23 protein-coding genes, 2 pseudogenes and 2 other annotated features are annotated in these 26,528 nt (G+C 38.3%); of the genes and pseudogenes, 4 read left to right on the plus strand and 21 right to left on the minus strand.

The genetic code is table 11. The features are described 5' to 3' along the window. Nucleotides 1–260: 260 nt before the first annotated feature. The 4 genes from ACIQAA_RS00190 to ACIQAA_RS00205 form a co-directional block, all read right to left on the minus strand. Complete coding sequence (locus ACIQAA_RS00190) at nucleotides 261–1,022, minus strand: DeoR/GlpR family DNA-binding transcription regulator (protein ID WP_402613483.1); 762 nt, start codon at nucleotides 1,020–1,022, stop codon at nucleotides 261–263. 605 nt (nucleotides 1,023–1,627) lie between these two features. Further along, a complete protein-coding gene (gene tatC, locus ACIQAA_RS00195) occupies nucleotides 1,628–2,356 on the minus strand; it encodes a twin-arginine translocase subunit TatC (RefSeq protein WP_402615535.1) in 729 nt (242 codons plus the stop codon). An 80-nt stretch (nucleotides 2,357–2,436) separates the two neighbouring features. Further along, the gene (locus ACIQAA_RS00200) at nucleotides 2,437–2,622 is read right to left on the minus strand and encodes a twin-arginine translocase TatA/TatE family subunit (RefSeq protein ID WP_402613485.1); all 186 of its coding nucleotides are present in this window, start codon (nucleotides 2,620–2,622) and stop codon (nucleotides 2,437–2,439) included. A gap of 549 nt (nucleotides 2,623–3,171) precedes the next feature. After that, nucleotides 3,172–4,395, minus strand: coding sequence for a NosD domain-containing protein (locus tag ACIQAA_RS00205; RefSeq protein ID WP_402613487.1), 1,224 nt, complete (start codon nucleotides 4,393–4,395; stop codon nucleotides 3,172–3,174). Between the two features lie 164 nt (nucleotides 4,396–4,559). Here ACIQAA_RS00205 and ACIQAA_RS00210 point away from each other — a divergent pair. Then, nucleotides 4,560–5,993 (plus strand): annotated as a pseudogene (locus ACIQAA_RS00210) (IS6 family transposase). Nucleotides 5,994–6,711: 718 nt separating this feature from the next. Here the strand turns inward: ACIQAA_RS00210 and ACIQAA_RS00215 are convergent. The 8 genes and pseudogenes from ACIQAA_RS00215 to trpE form a co-directional block, all read right to left on the minus strand. Then, nucleotides 6,712–6,957 (minus strand): annotated as a pseudogene (locus ACIQAA_RS00215) (group II intron reverse transcriptase/maturase); the annotation flags it as partial. A gap of 590 nt (nucleotides 6,958–7,547) precedes the next feature. Next, a complete protein-coding gene (gene trpA / locus ACIQAA_RS00220; protein ID WP_402613489.1) occupies nucleotides 7,548–8,333 on the minus strand; it encodes a tryptophan synthase subunit alpha in 786 nt (261 codons plus the stop codon). Next, nucleotides 8,333–9,535 carry a tryptophan synthase subunit beta gene (trpB, locus tag ACIQAA_RS00225; RefSeq protein WP_402613491.1) on the minus strand — a complete coding sequence of 401 codons (1,203 nt, stop codon included), beginning with the start codon at nucleotides 9,533–9,535 and terminating at the stop codon, nucleotides 8,333–8,335. The genes trpA and trpB overlap by 1 nt, the downstream gene beginning before the upstream one ends. Then, nucleotides 9,510–10,157: a phosphoribosylanthranilate isomerase gene (locus tag ACIQAA_RS00230; RefSeq protein WP_402613493.1), complete on the minus strand. Its 648-nt coding sequence runs from the start codon at nucleotides 10,155–10,157 to the stop codon at nucleotides 9,510–9,512. The genes trpB and ACIQAA_RS00230 overlap by 26 nt, the downstream gene beginning before the upstream one ends. Beyond that, nucleotides 10,154–10,942 (minus strand): indole-3-glycerol phosphate synthase TrpC, encoded by a 789-nt coding sequence (trpC, locus tag ACIQAA_RS00235; protein ID WP_402613495.1) that lies wholly within the window; start codon nucleotides 10,940–10,942, stop codon nucleotides 10,154–10,156. The genes ACIQAA_RS00230 and trpC overlap by 4 nt, the downstream gene beginning before the upstream one ends. A gap of 1 nt (nucleotide 10,943) precedes the next feature. Continuing rightward, entirely contained in the window at nucleotides 10,944–11,969 is a 1,026-nt protein-coding gene (trpD, locus tag ACIQAA_RS00240) for an anthranilate phosphoribosyltransferase (RefSeq protein WP_402613497.1), read from the minus strand. Continuing rightward, the gene (locus tag ACIQAA_RS00245) at nucleotides 11,941–12,552 is read right to left on the minus strand and encodes an anthranilate synthase component II (RefSeq protein WP_402613499.1); all 612 of its coding nucleotides are present in this window, start codon (nucleotides 12,550–12,552) and stop codon (nucleotides 11,941–11,943) included. The genes trpD and ACIQAA_RS00245 overlap by 29 nt, the downstream gene beginning before the upstream one ends. Next, nucleotides 12,549–13,931: an anthranilate synthase component I gene (trpE, locus tag ACIQAA_RS00250; RefSeq protein ID WP_402613501.1), complete on the minus strand. Its 1,383-nt coding sequence runs from the start codon at nucleotides 13,929–13,931 to the stop codon at nucleotides 12,549–12,551. The genes ACIQAA_RS00245 and trpE overlap by 4 nt, the downstream gene beginning before the upstream one ends. A gap of 67 nt (nucleotides 13,932–13,998) precedes the next feature. Then, nucleotides 13,999–14,251: a binding site (T-box leader), on the minus strand. Nucleotides 14,252–14,286: 35 nt separating this feature from the next. Beyond that, nucleotides 14,287–14,539, minus strand: a binding site (T-box leader). 169 nt (nucleotides 14,540–14,708) lie between these two features. On the opposite strand from trpE, the gene bcbE reads away from it, so the two are divergent. Further along, nucleotides 14,709–15,995, plus strand: coding sequence for a bacillibactin exporter BcbE (gene bcbE / locus ACIQAA_RS00255; RefSeq protein ID WP_402613502.1), 1,287 nt, complete (start codon nucleotides 14,709–14,711; stop codon nucleotides 15,993–15,995). Nucleotides 15,996–16,042: 47 nt separating this feature from the next. Here bcbE and ACIQAA_RS00260 read toward each other — a convergent pair whose 3' ends face one another. From ACIQAA_RS00260 to ACIQAA_RS00275, 4 genes are all read right to left on the minus strand, one after another. Further along, entirely contained in the window at nucleotides 16,043–16,168 is a 126-nt protein-coding gene (locus tag ACIQAA_RS00260; protein ID WP_402615618.1) for a hypothetical protein, read from the minus strand. 70 nt (nucleotides 16,169–16,238) lie between these two features. Beyond that, the gene (locus ACIQAA_RS00265; RefSeq protein ID WP_402613503.1) at nucleotides 16,239–17,093 is read right to left on the minus strand and encodes a DUF362 domain-containing protein; all 855 of its coding nucleotides are present in this window, start codon (nucleotides 17,091–17,093) and stop codon (nucleotides 16,239–16,241) included. Nucleotides 17,094–17,162: 69 nt separating this feature from the next. After that, on the minus strand, nucleotides 17,163–17,744 hold the full coding sequence (locus ACIQAA_RS00270) for a DMSO/selenate family reductase complex B subunit (RefSeq protein WP_402613505.1): 582 nt from the start codon (nucleotides 17,742–17,744) through the stop codon (nucleotides 17,163–17,165). 12 nt (nucleotides 17,745–17,756) lie between these two features. Continuing rightward, entirely contained in the window at nucleotides 17,757–20,150 is a 2,394-nt protein-coding gene (locus ACIQAA_RS00275) for a DMSO/selenate family reductase complex A subunit (RefSeq protein ID WP_402613507.1), read from the minus strand. A 256-nt stretch (nucleotides 20,151–20,406) separates the two neighbouring features. On the opposite strand from ACIQAA_RS00275, the gene ACIQAA_RS00280 reads away from it, so the two are divergent. Beyond that, the gene (locus ACIQAA_RS00280) at nucleotides 20,407–20,700 is read left to right on the plus strand and encodes a DUF6509 family protein (RefSeq protein WP_402615538.1); all 294 of its coding nucleotides are present in this window, start codon (nucleotides 20,407–20,409) and stop codon (nucleotides 20,698–20,700) included. Nucleotides 20,701–20,741: 41 nt separating this feature from the next. On the opposite strand, the gene ACIQAA_RS00285 is transcribed toward ACIQAA_RS00280, so the two are convergent. The 4 genes from ACIQAA_RS00285 to ku form a co-directional block, all read right to left on the minus strand. Further along, nucleotides 20,742–20,945 carry a cold-shock protein gene (locus tag ACIQAA_RS00285; RefSeq protein WP_402613509.1) on the minus strand — a complete coding sequence of 68 codons (204 nt, stop codon included), beginning with the start codon at nucleotides 20,943–20,945 and terminating at the stop codon, nucleotides 20,742–20,744. Between the two features lie 122 nt (nucleotides 20,946–21,067). Continuing rightward, nucleotides 21,068–21,268: a cold-shock protein CspD gene (gene cspD / locus ACIQAA_RS00290; protein ID WP_402615541.1), complete on the minus strand. Its 201-nt coding sequence runs from the start codon at nucleotides 21,266–21,268 to the stop codon at nucleotides 21,068–21,070. Between the two features lie 243 nt (nucleotides 21,269–21,511). After that, nucleotides 21,512–22,474, minus strand: a complete 963-nt coding sequence (locus ACIQAA_RS00295) for a nucleoside hydrolase (protein ID WP_402613511.1) — start codon at nucleotides 22,472–22,474, stop codon at nucleotides 21,512–21,514. 134 nt (nucleotides 22,475–22,608) lie between these two features. Beyond that, entirely contained in the window at nucleotides 22,609–23,529 is a 921-nt protein-coding gene (ku, locus tag ACIQAA_RS00300) for a non-homologous end joining protein Ku (RefSeq protein ID WP_402613513.1), read from the minus strand. A gap of 129 nt (nucleotides 23,530–23,658) precedes the next feature. Between ku and ACIQAA_RS00305 the strand changes: the two genes are divergently transcribed. Next, nucleotides 23,659–25,491, plus strand: a complete 1,833-nt coding sequence (locus ACIQAA_RS00305; protein ID WP_402613515.1) for a DNA ligase D — start codon at nucleotides 23,659–23,661, stop codon at nucleotides 25,489–25,491. A gap of 45 nt (nucleotides 25,492–25,536) precedes the next feature. Here ACIQAA_RS00305 and dapF read toward each other — a convergent pair whose 3' ends face one another. Beyond that, nucleotides 25,537–26,517 (minus strand): diaminopimelate epimerase, encoded by a 981-nt coding sequence (gene dapF / locus ACIQAA_RS00310; RefSeq protein ID WP_402613517.1) that lies wholly within the window; start codon nucleotides 26,515–26,517, stop codon nucleotides 25,537–25,539. Nucleotides 26,518–26,528: the final 11 nt, after the last annotated feature.

Consider the following 26,528-nt stretch of genomic DNA (forward strand, 5'->3'; position numbering starts at 1 on the left):
TATGAAAATGAGTGCTAAAATTTCATTGATTTTAGTCAAACTCAAGCAAAGGTGTGATTTAGGGCTAAATTCCATTTGGTCGTGGGAGCCTGAATCGCATCTTTTTTTGTAAATTTTTTCTCATTTTCATACCTTACGTAAGAGCTGTTCCTACCCTTATCTTTATAGGCCTCACCTCCTAAACTTCAAACAAACCCCTTTAAACCGTTTTCATTTCCAAGCACTTTCATTTATCTTGGTAGTTTACTAGGCCACCATGATTAGACAATATGAACCGTAATACCCGCTTCATTAATGCGATTAACTACCGTATTAGGTGCTGCACTATCGGTTATTAAATAATTTATGTCATGAATATCCGCAAACTTTGCAAAACTTACCTGGCCTATTTTGGTATGGTCGGTGATGAGAATTACCTTTTTCCCGCAAGCGATCATCTTCTTTTTTGTTGCTGCCTCAGTTAAATTTGGGGTGGTTAAACCATTTTCAACATCAACACCATTCGTAGCAATAAAGGTTTTGTCTACACGGATTTGATCAAAACAAATCTCAGCTAAAGGACCGACTAACGCTAGAGTTTCAGAGCGTAGACTTCCTCCACATAAAACTACTTCTATTCCTGGTACATCCTTTAACTCGTTGGCACAGAGGATTGAATTCGTTACAACCCGTAGGCTTGAAAAGTTTCGTAGTTCTTGAGAAAGATAATAAGTAGTAGTACCAGAATCAAGTAAAATGCTTTCTCCGTTTTCAATAAACTTAGCAGCTTCCTTTGCTATAGCCTTTTTCTCTTCCTGAAAAGTCACTTCTTTCTCATTGTAAGTCGGTTCAAACGTCACACTTTGGAAAAGGACAGCACCACCATGTGTTCTTTTTAACAATTGGGCTTCCTCTAGTTCCTTTAGGTCCCTGCGAATGGTTGATTCAGACAAATTAAAGTAGCGGCTTAATTCTTGCACATCCACTCTAGAATTTTTGTTAAGTAAATCTAAAATGGCAGATTTCCTTTCTATACCGTACACAAAATCAATTCCCTCGTATTTTTTTAGAATGTAATGATTATTTTAGATGATTTATTTGAATGAATTTGCTTAATTATGCTCACTTTTGATTATATGTGTATTTTTTTCAAAATACAATATAAATTTGGAAAATTCACAAAAAGTTAAAGTGTATTTTCACAATTTGAGTGACATTAGATTTTGTAACAGGATAATTGAAATACATCATAGATATAGCTTTATTAATTCCGAAGCTGGAGAGCCCCAACTAAACGTTTTATCAAATATCTATTAAATTTGTATTACCACCATAGATTTTGTGTCAAAGATTATAGAATCATGTATAAAGGCAAATGAAAAATCCTCCCCTGAGTAAGGAGAGGATAATGAAAATAGACTCCTCGTATAGGAGCCCAGTTATTCGATGATTGTAATCATTTTCGACATCATATGTAACCAAATGATTTTTGGCCAACCGGCTTAATAAAGCTTGATACATTTCAATACTTAATGGCAGCTTGAACGGTAGTGGTACCAATCGCAACAGTACCTTCTATTTTTTTATGACTATTTCTGCCATAAAAAAGCTGATTCCTTACCTTATTTTAAAGAATCAGCTTTTTATTTTAATACAGATTCGCTACCTCATTCTTATCTTTTTTAGTCCTTTGCTGTCTTTTATAAACGAATTTAGATAGGCTGATACTACTTTCATATAAGAGTAATAAAGGTATAACCACCAGGATATCTGAAAGAAAGTCTGGAGGCGTAATCAAAATTGAAACGAAGATTAACAGAAAGTATGCATATTTCCTAACTTTTTGCAAACGGTATGGATTTAAAATACCTAAACTTGTTAAAAACATAATGACAACGGGAAGTTCAAACAGAAATCCAAAAGGCAAAGTCATGTGTAGCAAAAATTGGAAATATTTCTCCGTTGTAAAGAAGGTAGTAAACATATCATTTGATAGCGACATTAAAAAATTTAGTACAAGAGGAAATAGAATAAAGTAACCAAAACTAATTCCTAATATGAATAGAATAAATAGGCCTGGAATATAAGCGATGGTAACTCTGCGTTCTTTTGGTGTTAACGCTGGATTTACATACAACCAAGCTTGGTACGCAGCAACTGGTATAGTAGCTGTAATAGCAACAACACTTGCAATCATTAAATAAACGAGTAAGATATCACTCGGTCCTAACAGAGCCAGCTTAAATGGCAAGTCTTTAACTAACACATGATAAATATCTTGGACATATATAAATGCTAGGACTAAAGACAGCAGAAAGGCAACTAAAGTGATAATAATGCGTTTACGTAATTCCTCCAAGTGCTGAACTAAAAGCATGTTTTGATTTTCCAACCTAATCACTCCATGGAAAAGAAGATGTAAGACAGAACCTACATCTCCTATTATTATTTGGTTAGTTATTCTTTCTTATTAGATGTTTCTGAATTTGAGTTATCTGTTACAAGATCTCTGGTAGACTTTTTAAATTCTCTTAATGTTGAGCCAAATGCTCTTCCTATTTCAGGTAACTTAGAAGGACCGAAAATAATAAGGGCGATGGTTAAAATTAGTATTAATCCTGGTACTCCAATATTTTGAAGCATAATATTTCCTCCTAATTTTTCAAATGATTTTTTTAGACGCTTATATCATTTTTAGAATAGCTTCAGCAAAAAACTTGTTTAAATCAATATTCTTACCGAGTTTTTTTATACTTTTCTTTACTTTCTTTTCTCTTCGATTAGACCTTGAGTAGAGTTTTTTTAATTCTTTTAATGTTGAACCCGCTGCTTTACCGTTCTAGGGGAATTTTGTGGTCTTAACAAGATTAATGATATAGCTATAATAAGGACAGCACATTTAGATCCAATGATTTAAATGTGCTCCTTAAAATTTAACAAAAAATGCAGTAAAGTACATGATTTAAAGTCCAATTGCGAATCCAGAAAGATTTCCATAAGACAGAGGGTTCCTTATGACTTTAATGATCTTGAATGAGCATTTTTGTAATGACATAAATGACTTGTAAGATCGCCCCCCGCTCCTTAAGGTAATTCAACAAAATGAATGAATGTGCCCTCGCTTTTTGTGAGTGGCCTAAAAAAGAACGAATCGTTGTCGTACCCCAAATGGAGTTATAGCAGAGCAATAAATTACCAAACGATTGTTGTATTCGAATTAGCTTTATCTACATCAAGCGATGACGCAGAATGAACAATACGCGTATCCACGCATGAACCATTGACTACAACTTTGCGATTCGAAGACCTACCATAAATCTTGGTATTAGTCACCCAGTTTCCATTACCACCCATAATTAAGATACGAGTGTGAGTTTCTGGTTGATCAGAATTGATAGATGATGCAGTGATATGATTATCATTTCCATCAACATGAATCAGTCCATAAAGACCATCACGCCCAATAGGGTCCTGTAACCAGTTACCCGAAGATCTGAGCGCTTGCACTTTTCCAGAAAACAAATTTCCATCTCCTTTAATAATAACAGCACCAGTATAGTAGCTTTGGATATTATTTCCTGTAAACGTACAATTTTGGGCTCCTTTAGCTTCTAAACATACATGTCCATCAGGATAGATGTTGTTACCTACTATATTTGCCCAGTTAGGATTTTCTAAATATATACTTCTTCCTCCCGGTTGTGCTCCAAAGTAGTTATTGGCTACTAATAATTGCTGAGAAGAACCGAGCGAATGAAGTCCATCATGAACTTCTGAAATCCAACAGCCTCTTACTGTGAATGCGTCAGCTCCTACTGATCGTAAACCCATACCTACGGCGATTATTGAAACACCAATAATACGAACTGCATCATTATCATGTTCGATATTAACAGCAATTTGACCTTTACCTGTTCCACGACCTTGAATCAAAAAGTTTTCCAGTTGAATCGAAGATACTCGTGGTGCTCCAACACGTTTTTCAGAAACAATACCTGTTTGACAGTTTGTACCTAATATAAGTTTACTTCCTCCACCTGGATGATTTAGACCTGGTTGTTCTTCGTTGTCGACATGCGAACGTGTACCCGCATTAACGCCTCTGATTGTCACATAAGAGCGATTAATTTTAATTGGAGAATGAATCCACATTTCTCCTGCTGGTAATTCAATGACTCCTCCAGATGGAGGCATATTATTAATAAGATTATTAATAATTGGTGCGTTGTCAAAATTGGGGGTATTTAACTGTGCTCCATAATCTACTGGGTAATAGATCGTTTCGTTGGCAGCGCTTACTTTTGTTGCCTTAAAAGGAAAACCGCTTAAAAATGCTAATAACCCAACAGATAATCCTACTACAATGTTCCGTCGTTCTTTTGAATATGGCATTTGAATAGATTTATTTGTTTCCATATTACCCCTCCTAAGGAATTTACGTATCGTCAAAACTTTTATAAGAAATAGGCAATAAAATACCTTGATAGAGGGCTTTACAAGCAAAAAAAATTGCCCCCCTGAAATCTAAGGATAATTTAGGTTACCAAACACCCAACAACCTTAGAAAAGGAAGTGACAATTTGTACCCTCAAATTATGACCAATTTATTAACTTATATAAACTTTCAAGAACAAATATTTCGAACATTACTTACTTTATTGATAGGTAAAAGTATGTTTGACAAGCCAACAGAACAGCCAGTGAATAAACCCTATCGAAAACTTCAGGAGATGATCTCCCAATCATTAAAGTTCCAGAAAAGCTTGATTATCAAATTCTTATCACTGAGTACATAAAGAAGAACGGGAAACCACTTATACCTGTTCAAAGACGTAAGAATGCTAAAGTTTCCGTACCTAAATCCATGAACTGTCCAAAGTGTGGTGCTCCATCGGATTACCTTTATGCAATAATGGGGACAAAGGGCAGTATCAATGCAAGGTATGTTCCTGCCTTTTCAGCGATACGAATCGTTTTTCAAAGGAGGCCATTCTTAAGTATCCTCATTGTTCCAAGACTCTCGAGAAGTTCAAAGAAGGAAAAGATTTTCATGTGTTGAAGTGCAAAAATGATGACTGTCCCTGCTATCAAAAGAAACTAAATGGGATGTCTTCTAAAGAGAGGGACGGTTTAAAAAGAACCCTCAGACATTTAAAATAAGATTCATTTTCCGACGGTTCACATTGACTTCCAGCCTTATCCAAGGACTCACCTGAGATGTCAGTAGTTGATTTATCTAAGATTTATGCTTCACCCCATTCATTAGAATTGATACTAACCTATCATGTAAACTATGGTCTTTCTGCCCGTGAGACAGCTGCCAATATGCAGGATGTTAACGGTGCTCTCATTTCTCACCAGAAGATATTGAACTATGAAAATAGTGTTGCACTTTTGCTTAAGCCTTACGTGGATCACTATCCTTATGAACTTTTTGACCAATTTTGTGGTGATGAAACTTACATTCGAGTGAACGGACGCAGGCATTATTTATTTTCCTTTTTTGACGCTGTGAAAAAGATTATCCTTTCCTATCCGGTGTCAGCAAATCGTGATACGATGTCTGCCATTCGTTCGATAGATGAAGTCTTACTGAAGATGAAACGTTTCCAGAGAACATTACATTCGTCGTTGACGGAAATCCAATCTATCTTCTAGCCCAACACTTCTTCGCTCAACAAGACATTTCATTTGATGTGAAGCAAGTAATTAGTCTTACAAATGAAGACCCAGTCTCAAAGGAATACAGACCTCTAATACAGATGACCGAAAGACTCAATCGAACATTTAAAAGCAATTATCGCTCGACTCATGGGTTTGGATCAGAAAAAGGGTCCTTTTCTTTTGCCACTTTGTTTGTGGCCTACTTTAATTTTTTACGGTCACATGCATCCCTTGAAGGAAAAGTACCCGTAATAAACCCCCAATTACAAGGGCTTCCTACCATGCCAGCACGTTGGACAAAGCTTATAGAGTTAGCCCAACAATGGATGATCGAGCAACGGGTAGTCTAACTTTTTGTTTAGCAGAGCCCTTGAACTAAATTAGCAATCGTGTCAGCGAACTCTAAACAAACCGAACTTGCCAGTGGTTTAAAATGGAAAAAACAAGGGCTTATTTGGCATGTCTTCTATTTTGTTCCTTTCGCCCTTGATATCCTTCTGGTAAACCATTGGCGTGTTTGTCAAGAGCGATGCGTAGGATCACCACCTAAATAGTGGATAAGTTCTTGATACTATAGAACTTTTGACCCTAGCGGAATTTAATTAATAAAAACGATACTCATAGCAAGACAAATATTGAAGAATGTGAATGTTAACGCTTACAAATCCGTTACTGTATCACCTCCCTTAAGACGTTCTATTATGAGTCATTTTCCTTAAAGATGTGGGTGAATCATTTTGATTAATCTTCTTGATAGGAACTTCTTTTTGTTAGCGGTTTCAAAGATGTGGTAAGTAGAAATAGTGATTTTTCGTGGTTTAATACTCTGTTAAAACTGATTAAATTTGCTTGAATTTGGATGTTCTTGATTGAATTTGATTATATTATGCTTCTCGATAACTGTCAATATATTTGAGGAATTGAGTAAATTATATTAATAATGTTAAAGGTTAACTCTTCTCCCTATTTACAACTAATTACTTTTTATAATTCCCTTTGCGTTTTTAAACTTATTAAACTTTAATTCTGTCGTTTTCAAAAAACATTTTATAAAAAACTTATTTTTGTGAATCTCAATGTAAAGGTAAAAATTTTTAATAGAATGTTAAGTTTCGGGATTTCGACACGACGAATAGGAGAAGGTTGATAGTTACCTGTTCTCAGAATTTCCCGAAGGGAATCCCAGTTTTCATAGAGATGTCGTCGTAGGAATTTTACGGACATTCCATCTATGCCGTGACTTCCTTTGTTCTGCTATATCCGTTTTAGGGCAGTTAAGAGATTTTCCCGTGACAAGATTCGTTCCATTAACATAATGTTATTCCTTTCTACGTGAACGAAGGTTCTGTTTATGCCGGCTCTTGCCCCACCCTCCTAAAGTCCCCAGCGGATTCAGCGCTTCCTCCCTTAGGTAAGTCCTTTCGGATTGTCTGTGTTCAATGCAATTACCGAATGCGCAGTTTTATTCTTTCTTAATAGTTCAGTCCTTCCCATTCTTTCTCGAGTTAGAATGGTACTATGACCTCTGCTGACTTCTGATTGTTCAGCTATCCATTACTGGATAGGTTACCAAGTGTACTTGGCATATCAATTAGACCTCCCCGTGTAAGAGTACAGTCTTTCCCTCCATCTAACTGCTTCATTTACTCTGTACCACCTTCGGCAGTAAGGACTTTGCTTTGTACTGCAAGCTCATCCAATGGTACCTAGCCTTATATGAAGTTCGTGTTCCTCAGACCGGAGGTTTGCCGTTCGCTTCCTTCAGATTCCGCGTCACCACGGACACCCTTGCGTTAAGCTAACCATCACTATTGTCTTCATGGTTCGGGACTTTCACTCTAGAGACTGCACCCAAGCCGGGCGCACAGTAAAAAATCCACTCGCAATGGAGTGGATTTCTATTCTTAAATGATGTTTTTTTCAGGTTTGAGTACTGACATAAAGCTTTCAAGACTATCTAAATCATTTTTATTGAATAAGTCGACAATCTTACTGCCAACAATAACTCCATCACAATGGGGGATTAGGTCATTAATTTGTTTTTCGTTTGAGATACCAAATCCGGCGACAACTGGAATAGGGCTAATTTCCTTTACTGTCTTTAAAAATCCGACTACTTCTTGATCAAATTCATTTCTTGTTCCGGTTATTCCTTTTACCGTAACGGTGTATAAAAAGCCGTTACCTCGATTCGATATTTCTTTTATTCTCTCTTTGGGAGATGTCAACGTAACAAGTCGAATTAATTCAATCCCCCTATCCTCAAGCTCTGCTGCTAGAAGTTCTTCTTCTTCCATCGGAAGGTCTGGAATAATACAGCCATCGACTCCGGCATTTGCGATATCTTGTGCAAATGCAGAAATACCATATGAATAGATAGGATTTAAGTATGTCATAAGTACGATAGGGATGGACACTACTTCCCTTGCTTTTGTAAGTTCTGCAATAATTCCCCTTAGAGTCGTTCCATTTTGAAGTGCTCTAATACCGGCTTGTTGAATGGTTGGACCATCTGCTACAGGGTCTGAAAAAGGAACACCTACCTCAATCAAGGTGGCACCGAATTTTTCTAACGTGAGCAGATGCTCTGTTAGGTTATTAAGTCCCCCATCTCCACCCATAATATAGGGAATAAAAGCCTTCCGCTCTTGGTCTTTTAACACCTTAAAACTTTGTTCAATTCTATTCATTATGCTCTCTCCCTTTCTAACCTTTCTTTAACAGCTGTTACATCCTTGTCACCACGACCGGACAAGCAGACTACGATATGCTCGGTTTCCTTCATTTCAGCAGCAAGTTTAACAGCAAAGCTTACAGCATGAGCACTTTCAAGAGCAGGGATGATCCCTTCTAATTTTGATAAAAGCTGGAATGAATCCAGTGCCTCACTATCCGTAATAGAGCGGTATTGCGCTCTGCCGCTGTCTTTTAAGTAACTATGTTCTGGACCTACACCAGGATAATCAAGACCAGCTGAAATAGAATGTGCCTCGATAATTTGTCCATCGTCATCTTGTAGTAAGTACATTAATGCTCCATGAAGGACACCCGGTCTTCCTTTTGTGAGTGAAGCAGCATGAAAATCCGTGTCTGTCCCCTGTCCCGCAGCCTCTACACCATAAAGACTGACTTCTTTATCCTCTATAAACGGATGGAACATTCCAATGGCATTGCTGCCGCCGCCTATACAGGCCACAACCGCTTCTGGAAGCTTGCCTTCAAGTGCCGTGAACTGCTTTTTTGTTTCCTTGCCAATCACACTTTGAAAATCTCTTACCATTACCGGAAATGGGTGAGGTCCCATAACAGAACCCAAGAGGTAATGTGTATCCTCAACATGTTCAACCCAATACCTTAATGCTTCATTAACAGCGTCTTTTAATGTTGCGCTGCCTGAGGTGACACTGACAACCTTAGCGCCGAGCAGCTCCATACGAAAGACATTTAATGCCTGTCTCTTGATGTCTTCTTCCCCCATAAAAATAATACATTCTAGATTTAATAAGGCACACACGGTTGCAGTCGCAACACCATGCTGGCCAGCACCGGTTTCGGCAACAATTTTCCTTTTACCCATGCGTATAGCCAGTAAAGCCTGACCGATTGCATTGTTGATTTTGTGTGCACCTGTATGGTTAAGATCTTCTCTTTTAAGATATATTTGAGCACCACCCGCGTATTTCGTAAGATTTTTCGCATGATAAAGCGGTGTTTCTCTTCCTACATATTCTGTTAAGTAACCATCAATTTCTGCTTGGAAACTTGGGTCCTCTTTTGCGATTTGGTAGGCTTCATCCAGCTCAAGAACAGCCTTCATAAGTGTTTCCGGCACGAATCTTCCCCCGTAAATTCCAAATTGCCCTTTTTCATTCGGCAGTGTATATGACTTCATTTCTTGTTCCTCCTGTATGGCTCCCTTTAGCCTTATTAATAAATGATTGGATTTTATCAAGGTCCTTTTTCCCTTCGGTTTCCACACCGCTGCTGACATCGACCATATGCGGGTTAATCAGGCTTATCGCTTCTTCAACGTTATCTTCATGCAGTCCTCCTGCAAGAATCACCCTTTTATTCTTAAATTCGTTTGCAGAAATACAGGTCCAATCAAACGCCATTCCGTTGCCTCCCCTGTATTTGCCTTTTGGGCCATCAAGCAAAACGTATTCACAAGAGTATTCTTCCATTCTCTTTAAACTCTGGTCGCCGTGAATGCTTATTGATTTTATAATTGGGTATGTTATGGAATCGCAAAAGTCAGGAGTTTCATCACCATGTAATTGAACATGGGTGAGACCGACACTTGAAGCAATTTCCTCTATCATCTCTTTACCTTCGTTCACGAACACCCCTACTTTTAACACCTCTTTTGGTAAATGGGCGATGATTTCTTTTGCTTTTTCTAGTGAAATCTTGCGCTTGCTTTCTGCAAAAACAAAACCAAGTGCATCCGCTCCATAATCAATCGCGGCTAATGCTGTAGTAAGGTCGGTAATCCCGCAAATTTTCACTTTCATTTTAAGGTACCTCCTGCCAGTGGCAGCATAAAATCTTGGAAGGCTTTTGGCAGGTCTGGACTTTTCATCAGTGCTTCCCCAACTAAAATTCCATTAGCGCCTGCGTTTCGTACACGCTCCACATCTTCCTTTTTGTGTATTCCGCTTTCACTAATCAGAAAGGCACCTGCGTCCTTGATGGACTTCGCCAACGTTTCTGTTGCCTCCAGAGAAACAGTAAAGGTCTTCAAATCACGATTATTTACCCCTATTAATTGGGCTCCTAATGTAAGCGCCTTTTCCAATTCAGCTTGATTATGAACCTCTACTAATACCTCTAAATCAAGACCTCTTGCATATTGATACAGATTTCTTAGTGTAATCTCATCTAATGCAGCCACGATCAGCAGGATGATATCTGCACCATTCTTTGCCGCCATATCAATTTGACTTGTATCAATCATAAAATCCTTACAGAGGATTGGTAGATTTACCACTTCTCTAACAGCTCTTAAATCTGAAAAAGAACCTTTAAAGAAAGTTGTGTCAGTTAGCACTGAAATAGCGGAAGCTCCTGCCTGCTCATATCGAACTGCCTGTTCTGCCGGTTCTACTCCGTTGTTAATAATTCCTTTTGACGGAGATGCCCGCTTAAATTCAGAAATAATGGCAATTTCTTCGGCTTCCTGTAATTTTTTGATAAGAGATCTTTTAGGTTTTGATTGTATGTTCAGCTGATTTTCTTCTCTAAGTTTTTGGACCTCTTTTCGTTTCTCCTGAATGATACGGTCTAATATGGTTTCCACTTTATATCGCCTCTCTTTGAGCTTTTCGAGTCACTTCAATTAAACGATGTAATTTTTCATAGGCGGCTCCTGAGTCAATAACTTCCCTGGCAATATTAATTCCTTCAGAAATGGTTTCTGCTTTTCCACTTGTATAAATTCCTATTCCAGCATTTAATAGGACTGTATCTCGACAGGCACCCTTTTCTCCTGAAAGGACATTCTTAAGAATGATTGCATTTTCTTTGGAATCCCCGCCCTTAATGGCGCTGTTATCATATTGCGGCAGCCCTACTTCTCCCGGTACAAAGCTTTGACTGGAGATTACACCGTCTTCTAGAAGTGTTAGATGGTTCTCTCCCTGAAGTGATGCCTCATCCATAAATCCTGCACCGTTTATAACAACGGCACGTTTGCGGCCTAGATTTTGCAGTACCTCTGCAAAAACAGGGAGTAAGTCCCTTCGATAGACACCGAGTAACTGATAATCCAAATCAATCGGATTGGTTAGAGGACCGATAAAATTGAAAATGGTTGGGATTTTCAGTTGTCTTCGAACCATCATGACCTTTTTAAGTTTTGGATGTACATGGGGTGCGAACAGGAAAGCAATACCAAGTTCATCGAGAATTTCTTCTGTTACATCTACAGGTAAATTTAAGTTGATCCCTAAATACTCCAGCACATCTGCACTTCCGGTTTTGCTTGATATACTTCGGTTTCCATGTTTTGCAACAGGGATGCCAGCACCTGCAATCACAAAGGCGGAAGTCGTACTAATATTAAAACTCGATGAGCCATCCCCGCCCGTACCGCAATTATCTAGAACATTCGGAAACTTCTTACGAAAAGGAAGGGTGTTCTCTTTGAGTCCTTTCACAATGCCAGTAATTTCTTCTACTGTTTCCCCTTTGGATTTTAAACCCATTAAAAAGGCAGCAATTTCACTTTCAGATACCTCTTCACCTAATAGTAAGTCCATTGCCTCTTTCATTTGAGGCTCAGTGAAAGATTCACCTTCAGCTAACTGGAGTAAAAAATTCTTCATTTTTCTTCTTCCCTTCTATTTCAGATAAAAAGTTTTGGAGCATTTGCTTTCCAGATGGTGTGCCAATCGATTCGGGATGAAACTGTAAACCGAATACTGGATAATAACGGTGCTTGAGTGCCATTATTTCTTGATCATCAAGTGAATGGGCAGCACATTCCAATTCGGGTGAAAGCTTCTCCTTATCCACAACCAAAGAGTGATAGCGCATCACTTCTAACGGAGACGTCAAATAAGTAAAAATTCCATTACCATTATGTGTGATTTGTGATGTTTTTCCATGCTTTATAAAATTGGCTCTCCTTATTTCACTGCCAAATGCAGCCCCGATTGCTTGATGACCTAAACAAATACCCAATATTGGAATGTCTTGATATAACTTTTGAATGACCTCAATACAAATTCCCGCATCCTCTGGTTTCCCAGGACCTGGAGAAAGGATAATGGCCTTAGGATTCATTTCCTTTATTTGCTCAATGGTAAGTTGATTATTTCTAATGACCGTTACGCTTTCTCCTAATTCCCCTAAATATTGATAAAGATTGAAGGTAAAAGAGTCGTAATTATCTATTAATAAAATCATTGTTCACCCTCCAAAAAGGCTTTTAATTTATTTATCGTTTCTTCATACTCTGACTCAGGATTAGAGTCGTGTACAATCCCTGCGCCTGCCTGAATATAGGCAGTTCCCTCTTTCAAAATCATCGTCCGAATCGCTAGGGCAAAATCAATATTTCCGTTGGCGGATAAATAACCAATTGCTCCGGAATAAAGTCCCCTTTTTGATTTCTCCAATTTATTAATAATTTCCATCGCCCTGATTTTCGGTGCCCCTGAAACAGTCCCCGCAGGAAGACATGCTCCCAAAGCGTCAAGATTGCTATGGTCTGTTGTTAACGTACCACTTACCTCCGATACAAGATGGATGACATGACGGAACTTTTCAACCTGCATATATTTATCCACCGTTACAGAGCCAAATTCACAAACCCTACCTAAATCATTTCGACCGAGGTCAACGAGCATTTTATGCTCTGCCAATTCCTTTTCGTCACTCTTCAATTCTTTTTCAATTAAAAGATCTTCCTCATTTGTTTTCCCTCGTTTTTTTGTACCTGCGATTGGATTTGCAAACACCTGAGTTCCTCTAGTCTTGATAAGACTTTCCGGTGAAGAACCGATTACCGTATATCCATTGAAATCAATATAAAACATATATGGTGTTGGGTTATGAGCACGGTGCTTGCGATAGAGTGATAAGGGCGATCCTTGGAAAGACGACTTCATTCGTCTTGACAGTACCACCTGAAAAATATCACCCGCTTTTATATGCTCCTTTGCAATTTCTACATTTTCGATAAATTGTTCCTTTGATGTTTCTGACTCAAAGCCTGAAAATTTAAATGGTGTGTCATCTTGATAGATGGCAGGCTGCTTCAATTCTTCTATCCTTTGCTCCATCCTCTTTTCAAGTGAATCTCTTTCGCTTCCTTTCGAAAGTGAGGTACTGCAAATCGTAATTTTTTCTTCAAGGTGATCAAAAACAATAACTTCCTCATAAAACATTAAGTGGACATCCGGCATATTCAGTCCATTGGGAAACTCTTCCCCAATTACTTCAAATTGACGGATAATGTCATAACCTACATACCCGACTGCTCCGCCAATAAATGGGAAAGGTGCTTCATCCACCTGCGGCAGCAATGTTTTAATAATTTCTAATGGATTTCCTTGTAAAACCTCTTGTTCGCCATTTCGATATACTATTTGATTAGAGTCCCCTCTGGATATTAGCTCAAACGCAGGGTCTGAACCAATGAAAGAATAACGCCCAGAGTCATGGTACTTATGTGAACTTTCTAATAAGAATTTTTTGTCTCCGCTGATCTTCTGCAAAATAGAGATGGGTGTGAATGTATCCCCTTTTAATTCTTTTAAGAAAAAGCCATTTTTTGTTTTCATGTATTTGCATCCTTTCGTAATAAATAAAAAAAATCGTCCTCTATATACATAAAAAGTCTTTATGCATATAGAGGACGATTCTTATAACCGTGGTGCCACCTCCATTTGAAGCTGCGATCTGCAGCTTCCTCTTTCAGATACTGGACGATATAAACGTCCGATATCCTATCCTTTTAACGGTGGAACTCCGTGCGGCCCTACTTATGTTCAGGCAGCCTCTCACAAGTCCATTCCACAAATCCATTCTTACCGGGCTCTCACCTTCCCCAGCTCTCTGAAAAGAATTAAATAAGTGTACTCCTCTTGATCAACGATTTCTTTTTATAAAATTAAAAACAAAAAGGGCCCTCCATCCAAAAAGGACGGAAGACCCGTGGTGCCACCTTCATTAGCCAAAAATCAGCTCACTTTACCGATATCGAAGCAATTATTTGCTTGAATATCTGCCCCTTGTAACGATGAGGTTTTCGCCAAAGCCTACTGACCCTATAGGAGGTTCGGTTTGGAGGCTCCGAAGTCCATTCACTAATACGTCTACACTGACTTGCACCAGCCGTCAGCTCTCTAAAGAATTCGTAAAAGTTACTACTCTTCATCATTGCCCTTCATTTATTGATTTTTATATTAAACCATTTTAAACCTTACTGTCAACATTAATTTTTAGAAAATTCAATTTTAGGATATTCCATTTAAAGGATTGTTGTTTGATAGTTATTTTGAAATAAAGATGTCAATATTAACGTTAGCACATCATAATGAAGGCGGGATAGTAGAGAAATGGATCATATTGAACGATTATGCCCGAGTTCAGAGGCTGTGAGAAATAAATCCTCTTCAGCTGAAAAAAAGAAAAAACCAGGGGAACTATCCAAGCAAAAGTGGGCAATACTCTCACTTTCATCCATTCCGTTAGTGATGACCTTAGGTAATTCCATGTTAATACCAGTTCTGCCCTCAATGGAAAAAGAATTAGCCATCACAGCATTCCAAACGAGTATGATTATAACGGTTTATTCCGTCGTTGCGATTTTCTTAATCCCTGTTGCCGGGTATTTATCAGATCATATTGGAAGAAAAAAAGTAATTATTCCAAGTCTTATTATAGCAGGAATAGGCGGTTTAATTTCAGGATGGGCCGCTTGGAAGTTGGAAAACGCCTATTGGGTCATATTAGCCGGACGCGCCCTCCAAGGTGTGGGAGCAGCCGGAGCTATGCCAATTGTACTCCCATTGGTTGGCGACATGTTCAAAAATGAAGATGATGTAAGCAGTTGTCTAGGTTTAATTGAAACCTCTAATACATTTGGCAAGGTTCTGAGCCCGATTTTAGGTTCCTTGCTGGCAGGATTTATTTGGTTTTTACCTTTCTTTTCATTCCCAGTCTTTTGTACCATTTCGGTCATCATGGTAATGTTTTTAGTAAAGAGTCCAAAGACTCGAAAAACACCAATTCCATTCAAACAATTTTTTACAAATGTAAAGAAAACCTTTACTGAAAAAGGGAAATGGTTATACGCTATCTTTTTTATTGGCGGAATCTTGATGTTAGTTCTATTTGGTATACTTTTTTACCTTTCGGAAATATTCGAAACCAAATATGGAATTAAAGATCTGAAAAAAGGTTTATTTTTAGCATTGCCGCTTGGAGCACTTTGTTTGGCCTCCTTTATAGCAGGAAAAGCGATCAAAAAAAATAAGGTCCTAATGAAATGGCTCACCTTCGGTGGAATTATTGCAGCTGCTGTATCTATCCTCGCTCTTTGGTTTTCGATTAAGCTCTGGTTCATGCTCACTATGTTTTTAATAGCCGGAGTTGGCATCGGAATCGGTCTTCCATGTTTAGATGCCTTAATCACTGAAGGAATTGAAAAGGAAGAGCGTGGAACGATTTCTTCGATTTACAGTTCGATGAGATTTATCGGAGTTGCAGCCGGCCCTCCGATTATTGCCTTGTTAATGAAACAAGCAACTCACTGGATCTTTATAACACTTAGTGGACTCAGTATCATTGCAGCTTTTGTTGCTTTGATCGCTATAAAGCCTGGAGCTAAAAGTCAGAACTAAAAACGAGCGCTGGGACTTTCCCAGCGCTCTTCATCTTTCCCTAACCATTATGTGTGAGGCTTTTCTTTCTTAGCCTTTTTATTTTGTGGAGTCATTTCATTTGAGAACTCTGAGTTCGTTAAGCTTTTTGCGGTCTGCAGTCCAGATTTTGTTTTTATATTCCGTTTTGTCAACATTCTCACCACCCATGCTCAAGATGGCTTTAATTTAACCAAATGGAGTTATATCATACGGTAAAAATTTTTAATATGGACTAAGCCAGTCTGGATCACGATTGGCACAGACATGACATTTCTCTGTTTCTTTCCCAAAGGTGTAAAAGCTATGTCCACAGTCTTTACAAGTGTTAGAATGTACAGGTTCAAATTGTTCTTTTTTCCTTTTAATATCTGGATTTATTTCAATCGCATTTTCAGAACAAACATCGGTACAAGAAGTACAATTTACACACTTTCCATTTTCAATTACAAGTTTGTTATCCTTAATTTGAAATACGTCCTCCGGACAGAGTGAAAAGCATGCCTGACAGAGTGTGCATTGATTCTTATCCATTTTAACAGAGTAAAATTGAAAGTCAGGAAAATATTTAGTTATCTTCCAGTCATCCTGCTCCATTTGCCAGGATGCAGGAGCCATCCTTTTAGTAAGGCGTTTTCCTTCCTTTTGAAAAGAACCAAAGAAAGCTCTTCGTGAAAGCACCTCATCTCTAACCTTGCCGAAAACCGCAATGGGACTTTCATTGAGTAATTGTAAATGTTCATTTGCATTAGCTAATACTGCTTCCCATTCATGGTTTAATGGATAGGCAGCTTGAATCGATGTCATTCCTCTTTTTTTATAAATGAGCAATTCTTTTAATGAAGGTGTGCAGCTTTCATCAAAGACTAAGCTTCCTTTTTCGAAATAACGGTTACTCGCAATGCCCTCAATGGCAGATAACGGACAAGCAATCATACATTCCCCACATAATGTACACTTATTTGTATCAATGAGTATGACATCCTTTATTTCAATAGCGTTGTGTTCACAGTTTTCTACACAGTAAGTGCAAGTTGATTTCCGGTTCCGTACTCTTAAACATTTAGTGGTAACGTTCATTTCTTCATGTAAGCTCTCAAGCCAATTTACGAGGATTTACATCTTTTCACCAACTTATTTTCGGTTTCTTTAAATTAACCTAGCGTCGCGATGAGGTGTAAACACGATGTTCGGTTTCGTTATCGTCGGGCTGGGCATTCCTTTTATTTGTCTGATATCTCCGAATTTTTTTCGAAGTTCTTCTATTGGTCCAAATTCAATAGCTCCTAATGGACATGTTGCAACACAGACGGGGTCTTCCCCCTTTTCCTGAAGGTCCATACAGAAATTACATTTGTTCGATTTAAAGGTCTCTTTGTTGTACTGTGGTCCGCCATATGGACAAGCCTTGACACATAGTTGAGCACCAGCACAAATCTCCTGATCAATGGTAACGACTCCATTATCATTATTCTTAGTAATCGCACCTGTAGGACAGCTTAATAGACAAGCAGGCTGTTCACAATGATTACAGGCAATTGAAAAATAATATGATTTCACGTTATGGACAACTCCGCCATTTGGCTGCTGCACATAGGCTCCCTCTTCTTTCGTGTAAACCCTGCGAAAGTTGATCCCTACTTCTGTATTGTTTTTATCTTTACAAGCGACACTGCAAGCCTTACAGCCTTGACAGATACTTTGATTGATATAAAATCCTATTTGTCCCAAAATAATCCCTCCTTAAGCTTTTTTCACTTCAACAAGGTTTGTTAATTGCGGATTTGATTTTGCTAGAGGAGTCGGCCGCTGGGATGTTAACACGTTTACCGATCCCCTTTGGTCTATGCCTGTTTTGTCAGGTGTATACCATGCACCTTGTGGAATACCAGCCACTCCCGGAGTGATACGAGTTGTTACCTTCACATCAATATACAAGCTTCCCCGCTCATTACATACTTGAACTCTATCTCCATCCTTGATTCCACGCTTCTCGGCGTCTTTAGGATTTAACCACATTTCTTGCTTCGCTGCTTCCTCAAGCCACGGCATGTTATCATAAGTGGAATGACATCTTCGCTTATAATGCCAGCTAATGAGCTGTAATGGGTACTTCTCAATTAATGGATCTTCCGGGCCTTCCCATGAAGATATATATTTAGCAATCGCTGGTATCTCTTCATGCTGATTCATATCCCAAAGTGTTTTAGAGAATAATTCAATTTTTCCTGAAGGTGTTTCAAAAGGATTATTTTCTAGGTCATCAATTTGCGCTTTGAAGCCCACAAGCGGTTCATCAAATTTAAAATGGTGAACACCTTTTTCCCTGAACTCTTCAAATGTAGGGAAGTTTGGATCTAGCTCCTCACGTGTTCTCTTAACACTTTCTTTTACCAGATCGAGTATCGTCCTGCCCTCAGTAAATTGTTCCTTAACCCCTAATTTATCTGCTACATCTGCAAATACATCATATTCATTTCGACATTCATAAAGCGGATCAATCGTTTTATCACCAAAAACGACGTAATCACCAAAACACCAAGGCACCCCTATATCGTATCTTTCAAAAAAGGTTGTGCCAGGAAGAACAATATCTGCATATTTAGCACTTGGGGTCAAAAAAAGATCACTGACACAGATAAATTCTACTTTGCTTTCATCCTCTAATAAACTTGTTGTTTTATTAATATCAGCGTGCTGGTTAACCAGCATATTCCCTGCCATATTAAAAATCATTTTAATATTCGTTGTTAATTTATCTGTTCCTTGAAGACCGTCTGCTGCTGTCATCTCCGTGCCTTGTTCCACAGCCTTTGTCCAGAGAAAACAAGGAATAGAAGCCTTTACTGGATTTTCTACTTTAAATGGATAAACAATATCAGCCCGGCTCCAGTACCCTGTTCCAGCTGCCCAGCCCCCAAGTTTGCCTACATTCCCTGTAATACAAGCAAGCTGTGCACCACCGCGCATAAATTGTTCACCATATGCCTGCCTTTGTGCGGCCCAGCCTTGAATAAGTGCTGCTGGCTTTATCGTTGCATAATTTCTTGCGATTTCACGGATTTTTTCAGCAGGCACGCCGCATATTTTTTCTGCCCATTCTGGTGTTTTCACTACTCCATCTTTTTCACCTAACAGATAGCTTTTCACTGACTCTTCTTTTGCGATTCCTTCAGGCATATGGTCGCCATCAAACCCTATACAGTACTTATCAAGGAATGCTTGATTATGTAATTTTTCAGTTACTATCACATAGCCCATTGCGTCCATCATCGCGTTATCAGTTGTTGGTTTAATTGGGATCCACTCATCAGCAAATGCAATAGCGGTATCCGTATATCGAGGGTCAATTAGAATAATTTTTGCTCCGTTTTTCTTTGCCTGCATTAAATAATCACGATATGGAGTCGAGAAAATCATTTCTGAAGGATTTTGTCCCCAAAGAATAATGTACTTAGAATGTAATAAGGAATCAAAGCTGCTTCCTGAATTGTTCGTGCCATAGGTATAGGGTGTTGCCACATTTCCTGCCCCGGAACTATAGTCATTCCGGTAATTTAAGTAGCCTCCAGTTAGTGCTAATACCTTTCGCGCACTATTTCTGCCGCTATGCAGCCCCCAGCTTTGTCCAGAAGCGTAATTGACATATCTTGATTCCGGACCATATGTATCACCAATTCGTTTAATCTCAGAGGCAATCGTATCTATTGCTTCTTCCCATGAGATTCTTTCAAATTTGCCTTCGCCCCGCTTTCCTATCCGTTTCATCGGATACTTAAGACGGTCAGGGTGATAAAGCAGATTACGATAATTTCGTCCACGGACACACGCTCGAAGTGCAGGAATGCTTGGATCACCGCTTTCCTGAGTGTCGGTTGCTACACGTACCACTACACCGTCCTTTACATATGCCTTTATTACACAGCGGCCTCCACAATTATTGATACTGCAGGTCGAAACAACCTTATCCCACTCACTGGCACTTGCAACGTTTTCTTCTTCTTGTTTGTCGAGCAATAATTTTGTTCCTACGCCTCCAGCGATAACTGGGACACCTATTGCCCCCGACCATTTTAAAAATTTCCTGCGCTGCATTTTATTAGCCAATAAGCTCCTTACAGGATTATCTTTAGACATTGATAATTGCCTCCTTTTTCTTTGATTGTGAAAATATTCACAAGTAAGAAATGCAGTTTTCACCTAATTCTTTCACGTACTCCTATAACTCAATTTTACTTTATAGTTATTAAATAAATATTAAATTTCACATCGTTCACACTTATTTCATAATAATCATCCATATTTTGATAACAATTTGAGGTCGAATAGTGTCATTTGTTTCTTGTTAATCCCGAAATATGTATATAATAAAAAAGAAAATATTTTGCAAAGGATGATTTCATTGAATATAACTGGTCATACAGTTGAAAAACTTGTAGATCCATTTGGATTATTATCGGGCGACCGCTATGAATTTTTTCTTGAAATAGAAGTAGAGGAAGAGGATGAACTTTTCTCTGAAAAAGGTGTTGGAATTAAGGTACTGTTAATAATAGATGAAAAGGGACCTAGAATTTCCCATTATCATCTTTATGAAAGAGGCACAGAAAAGGTTTTAGACTTTGCTCTTGAAGAAGACGAGGAATTAACCGTGTTTAATTATTGTAAGGAAAACATTAATTCATAAGAAAAAGCAGAGGAATTACCCCCTGCTTTTTCTTATGGTTATTACATAAAGTTTTTACTATGATTATGAATGACCTGTAATTCTTTAGAGGTAAGGCTCATTTCACTTTTGCATATTGGACAGAGGGGCACTTCAGTGCTCTTAAAATTGTCACGAATCCAGCATTTACAATTATCTGAATTACATTCCCAAATTTTAGTTTCTTCAAGCTTTACTTCTTCATCATTTCTTCTACCAAACGCCAAAATGATCACCCCTTGTACTTTTTGCAAGACTGTTTGACACTTTGATTAAGATAAATATAACATCTTTATAAAGATAAAAAGGTGATGCCTTATCATTGCACCACCTTTTTATTTTTCATGAATTAAGCTTTAACTACGTTAGCAGCTTGTGGTCCACGAGCACCTTCAACGATTTCAAAAGATACTGATTGACCTTCTTCTAAAGATTTGAAGCCTTCTGTTTGGATAGCAGAGAAGTGTACGAATACGTCTTGACCGCCATCAGCTTCAATAAATCCAAATCCTTTTTCTGCATTAAACCATTTTACTTTACCGTTATTCATCAATAGAACCCCCAAAGATTTGTTCACTTTAAGCACATAACCATTTAAAAAATCAAAAAGTCGTAATGCACTGGGTAATAGACATCACCCACACATCGTGCAGTTACGACTACTTTAAACCAATAAATATTTACACGAACTTAAAAGCGTACCTTAATTATACCCTTTATAAGTCTAAAAGTCAATTAAATTTACAGTATAGCATACTAGCAAGCCACTAACTATAAAAAAACAACAGGATATTTATTTTTTTTCATACTCCCCTTTTAAAAAGACTTCCATAAAGTTTTCGACAAACTTTTGGATGTCAGCTTCCATAGCGATGAAATCTATAGTTTCTGGGGGCTCCGAATCGGGTTTTGGACGAAAATCAGCGATACTCTTCCCTTTTGCATTTCCAAATTCCTCTACCCTTACTCTTCGCGGTATATATTTGAAAATATCAGGATTGGTTATTGCCATTAAGGGGACAACATCATGAATGGGAGCACCTTTAATACCGGGAACATTTTTTTGATAGGCTTTAAAATAATAATCAAATGTCGGTTTTAGTAATGACCTAAAAGGTGTTGGACTGTTTTCTGTAAGAATTTCGACTACATCCGGCGTTATGATGGCTCTATTCGTAATATTCAATGGATAAAGATAAACATTATGCGCCTTTTCCATAACGATTCTTGCGGCAATGGAATCTGAAAAAAAGTTAGCTTCCGCTTCTGCAGTTATATTTCCTGGAACGAGAAATGCACCACCCATAATATAAAAAGCTGTTACATCCTTTAAAGCATTGTCACCGTATAGGATGAACATAAGTGCAAGCTCTGTTAATCTTCCAACATTTACGATGATAAGGCTGCCCTTATATTGATTAATGATTTCAAGGATTTTGTTAAAGTCATGAACCTCTACATTTTGAAAAGAATCAGGCGGCCTTATTGGTCCCAACCCCTCTGGTCCATGAATTTCCGGATAATACTGAACAGGTTCTCCCGATAACGGACCCGCTGCCCCAGCAATGATGGGAATATCCTCTCTTCCACCTAAATCAACTAAATAAGCCGAGTTCTTAACAGATTGTTCTTTTGGTGTATTCCCGTATCCACTAACAATAGCAACAAGGTTAATATTTGGGTTTAATAGTGCATACATGATTGCAAAAGAATCATCAACCCCAGGATCTGCAAACAAAAGCACATTATAAGCCATTGCCTCTCCCCCGCACATCTTCATTTTTCTTCATTCTTTCATCATAATATGTAAGAACTTGGATTCAAAGTACTATTACCTTTAAGGCGAAAGTCTCAAAAAACCGACTCGAGATTTTCGAATCGGTTTTTTACTTATGCTTCTTTTTTTACTTTTGGTGCTGCTTTTTTCCTTGGAGCTGCAGGCTTTTTGGCTATTGTTTCTTTTTTCGGTGCCGTTTCCCTTTTTATAGCTGTTTCCTTTTTTATTGCTGGTTCTTTTCTTACAGCACCTTCACTTCTAGGCTTAGTCCTATCAATGGAAGCCTGTAGTGCAGCCATTAAATCGGTAACGTTTGAAGGTGTCTCTTTAGCTGTTGGGGTGACAGTTTCTTGTCCGGTTCGTTTTGCTTCGATTAATTCTAATAATGCTGTACGGTATTCATCTGTATATTTTTCAGGTTCAAATTCGGTTGTTAATTGATCAATTAACATAATTGCTGTATCTAATTCTTTATCGGTGACCTTATCATCCGCTGGGACATTGGGAACGTCTCCCGCACGGCGGACTTCGTCTGGAAAATGAATCGTCTCCATAACCAGTGTATTTTCATACACACGAATGACAGCCATTTGCTCTTTTGACCGAATAATAATTTTTGCAATTCCAACCTTTTGTGACTCCTGAAGAGCTTTTCGAAGCAAGGAATATGCCTTCCCGCCACCTTCATTAGGGGACATATAATAACTTCGGTCAAAGTAGATAGGATCTATTTCTTCCATTTTGACAAAATCAATAATCTCTACAGCTTTTTCTTCGTTCTCCTTCCGAAGCTTTTCGAGATCTTCCTGGTCAAGCACCACGAATTTCCCTTTTGTATATTCGTATGCTTTAACAATGTCTTCAGGTTTTACTTCCTGTTCACATACAGTGCAAATCTTTTCATATTTAATCGGTGCATGGCATTTATTATGCAAAGTCCGAAGCTTAATGTCTTTATCCTCAGTGGCCGTGTGAAGCTTGATTGGAATATTTACAAGCCCAAAACTAATACTGCCTTTCCACATTGTATGCATGATGTAATTCTCCAATCTTTTTACTATTATTGTGGGTTTTCCTTTTAAAGAAATTCCTAAAAACATTTGGTAAAGGATGAATCATCGTGGTTTGAAACAAAATAAAGGAAAAAGAGAGGAAATAAATTAATGAAACCGATGCTGCCAACGCTAACCTTTGACCTAACACTTCAACCTGATTGGCTGTACGAGGTTAAATATGATGGATTTCGGGCGATTTTGGATTGGGATGATAACGGGATTACTCTAACCAGCAGGAATGATAAGCCGTTGCTGCCACAATTCCCAGAAATAAAAGAATTTCTCGAGCCTCTAGAGAAATTATTTCAACCTTTTCTTCCTCTTCGACTCGATGGAGAGCTGGTTTTACTTGAAAATCCTTATAAGGCCAATTTCTCTGCCATTCAGGTCCGCGGGAGGACAAAAGCTGCTAAAAAAATTGCTGAACAAGCTGCTAAAGCTCCTTGTCGGCTAATGGTTTTTGATATCCTGGTCCTGGCAGGCAAACCCCTGCATTCGAGTACATTTGACGAACGAAAGGCGAGGCTGATCGAACTATTTAAGCAGCTTGATTTTCCACTGGAAGCAGACCCCTACAGCGAGAATTTGCTGCAGCTAGTTGAGGCCCATAAGGATTTTTCAAGATTATGGGAAAACGTCGTTCTTCATGATGGTGAAGGGATTATTGCAAAACAGAAAAATAGCCTTTGGGAAGAAGGAAAGAGATCCTTACAATGGTTAAAATACAAGAACTGGAAATATGTCTCCTGCTTTATTACAGCATTCGAAAAGACGAATGGGTACTTTTATGTGGGAGTGTATAAAGATGGAAATACTCAGGGCATTGGTCAAGTGTTATTTGGCTTTAAACCGGATGAAAAGCAAGCTCTTCAAAGTACGATCAAGCAGAATATGGTTAGTGAAGACAATCAATTTATCTACGTTGAGCCTGCTATTTGTTTGGAGATTAAATATTTAGAGCTTTACGATAATCAGCTGCGCGAACCACATTTTCACCGCTTTCGTTTTGATTTAAAACCTATGGAATGTACATACGAACAATTTATCTTTAAGCAAAAAAATTTACCCGAGGATTTGGATATTACCCACCCCGATAAGCCGCTTTGGAAAAACCATGACATTCAAAAGGCAGATTTCATTCTATATTTAAGGGAAGTATCACCTTATATGCTGCCTTTTTTAGAAAATAGGATTTTAACAGTCATTCGTTATCCGCATGGAATGTTCGGAGAGCCTTTTTATCAAAAAAATTGCCCAGACTATGCACCCGATTTTGTAAAGACACATGTATCCGAAGGAATTGATTATATCGTTTGTAACAACCTAAAAACACTCATTTGGCTCGGAAATCAGCTTGCAATTGAATACCATATACCATTTCAAACGATTCACAGTAAGGGAGCGAGTGAAATTGTCTTTGATTTAGACCCTCCATCTAAGGAAGAATTTCACTTAGCGGTAAAAGCTGCATTGTTAATTAAAGAGGTTCTTGATCAATTAAATCTAATTGGATTTATTAAAACGTCTGGTAATAAAGGATTACAAGTTTATTTGCCTTTGCCTGAGGACGTATTTTCCTTTGAAGATACACGTTTATTCACAAGCTTCATTGCAGATTATTTGATTTCGAAGGATCCAGACTCGTTCACAACGGAACGAATGAAAAAGAACCGCGGCAACAGGCTTTACGTTGACTATGTTCAGCATAGTGAAGGAAAAACGATTGTAGCACCCTATTCCATGAGAGGAAATGATCATGCTGGTGTAGCCACTCCACTATATTGGGAAGAAGTGGATTATTCTCTAAATCCCGTCGATTTTAACATGGAAAATGCATTACATCGAATTAGAAAACAAGGTGACCCGTTTAAAAATTATTTTCAAACCAAATCGATTCAGGCCTTTGGACCGGTGTTGGAAGTGTTAAAGGCTAAGAAATAGTTAAGGTCACATAGAATCTCTCTATGTGACCTTAAAATTTAAATATTACAATCCAGCTTTCTGAAGATACTCTTGAGCGTCTGCCTGCAGTTTCTCATAGGTTGTCTGCTCGGTAAATTCTTCTTTCAAACTCACAGAAAAGGTTACACGTTCAAGGTCAGCATTAACCTGTGCTTGGTACATATACGTTGCATTACCGATTAAATCAATGCTGTAGTTTTCATCGTTTTCATGTACTACACATTGCACTCTGCCGCCATTATTATACACATTAATAATTTCTTCAACGCTATTCAGTCCTTGCAGGCATGTCACTAATGAGGAGGCTGACATGGCTGTTCCGCAGGCATTTGTGAAGCCAACCCCGCGTTCAAACGTGTTTACGTAAATGCTTCCCTCTACCAAAGAATTAACAAAGCTGACGTTCACGCCGTCAGGGAATAACTCATTTGGATTATTTACCTTCTCGCTAATCTCTTTTTGAACCCCGGATTTTAATTGTTCCTTATTTACTATCGAGATTAAATGCGGATTCGGAACCGCAAGCGCAGAAAATGTTAACTCCTGTGAAAGCTCTGGAATTTTCTTATTTAGTAAATTGGGTTGATTTATTTTCAATGGCAGGTCTTCCAAAAAGAATGAAACCGGTGAAATTTCAACTTGGTAGGTTGTCACATTTGGATGGATATCCTGTTGTTTACTCACCTTTAGATCAGCCTTCATGGTTTCAATAATCGCTTCATTTAGCCCCTTCATTTCACAAACATATCGAGCCACTAACCGCAGACCGTTACCACACATTGAAGCTTCTGAACCGTCCGTATTAAAAACCCGCATTCTTCCATCAGCATGATTACTATTCATGATAAAAAGAATACCGTCTGCCCCTAAATCGGAATTTCTATCACATAACAATGTAGCAATTTTCGCTCTTTCATCTTCTGAAAAGGAATAAGAATTCGTTATTTCATCAATTAAGAGAAAATCATTTCCTGATCCATGACCTTTAATTAATTCAATTTGCACTACCAAAACCT

Source organism: Neobacillus sp. NPDC093182 (genome assembly GCF_044754045.1).